The 1190-nt window shown below is 47.2% G+C and carries 1 protein-coding gene; it reads right to left on the reverse strand.

Annotation, left to right across the window (positions count from 1 at the left end; all coding sequences use genetic code 11):
- Window positions 1-6: 6 nt before the first annotated feature.
- Window positions 7-1190 (reverse strand): elongation factor Tu (gene tuf, locus R7F07_RS25125; RefSeq protein ID WP_017822038.1); only part of this gene is annotated, 1184 nt, incomplete at its 5' end.

The raw sequence follows: 1190 nt of genomic DNA on the forward strand, positions 1-1190 counted from the left end.
TATGAATTAGTCGAAGATCTTAGCAACAACACCAGCACCTACTGTACGGCCACCTTCACGGATCGCGAAACGTAGACCTTCGTCCATTGCGATTGGTGCGATTAGCTCTACAGTCATCTGTACGTTGTCGCCTGGCATTACCATTTCTACGCCGTCTGGTAGCTGGATGTCACCAGTTACGTCAGTTGTACGGAAGTAGAATTGTGGACGGTAGCCTTTGAAGAATGGAGTGTGACGACCACCTTCATCTTTAGACAGTACGTATACTTCTGATTCGAACTTAGTGTGTGGAGTGATTGAACCAGGCTTAGCTAGTACTTGACCACGTTCAACTTCGTCACGCTTAGTACCACGTAGAAGTGCACCAACGTTCTCACCTGCACGGCCTTCGTCTAGAAGCTTACGGAACATCTCAACACCAGTACATGTAGTTGTAGTAGTGTCTTTGATACCTACGATAGCAACTTCGTCACCTACAGTTAGGATACCACGCTCGATACGGCCAGTTACTACTGTACCACGACCTTGGATTGAGAATACGTCTTCGATAGGCATTAGGAATGGCTGATCTACCGCACGCTCTGGCTCAGGGATGTAAGTATCTAGAGCTTCTGCTAGTTCAACGATTTTCGCTTCCCACTGCTCTTCGCCGTTTAGTGCGCCTAGTGCAGAACCTTGGATAACTGGTAGGTCATCACCTGGGAAATCGTATTCAGATAGAAGTTCACGAACTTCCATTTCTACTAGTTCTAGTAGCTCTTCATCGTCAACCATGTCACATTTGTTCATGAATACGATGATGTATGGGATACCAACCTGACGGCCTAGTAGGATGTGCTCACGAGTTTGTGGCATTGGGCCATCTGTCGCAGCAACAACTAGGATACCACCGTCCATCTGTGCAGCACCAGTGATCATGTTTTTAACATAGTCAGCGTGTCCTGGACAGTCAACGTGTGCGTAGTGGCGTGATGGAGTGTCGTACTCAACGTGAGAAGTTGCGATTGTGATACCGCGCTCACGCTCTTCTGGAGCGTTATCGATAGATGCGAAGTCTTTAGCTACACCGCCGTAAACTTTAGCAAGAGTAGTACAGATAGCTGCAGTTAGAGTTGTTTTACCGTGGTCAACGTGGCCGATAGTACCAACGTTAACGTGCGGTTTCGTACGTTCAAATTTTTCTTTAGACA

The sequence above is a fragment of the Vibrio sp. YT-16 genome, from assembly GCF_033337405.1.
GTDB lineage: Bacteria > Pseudomonadota > Gammaproteobacteria > Enterobacterales > Vibrionaceae > Vibrio > Vibrio alginolyticus.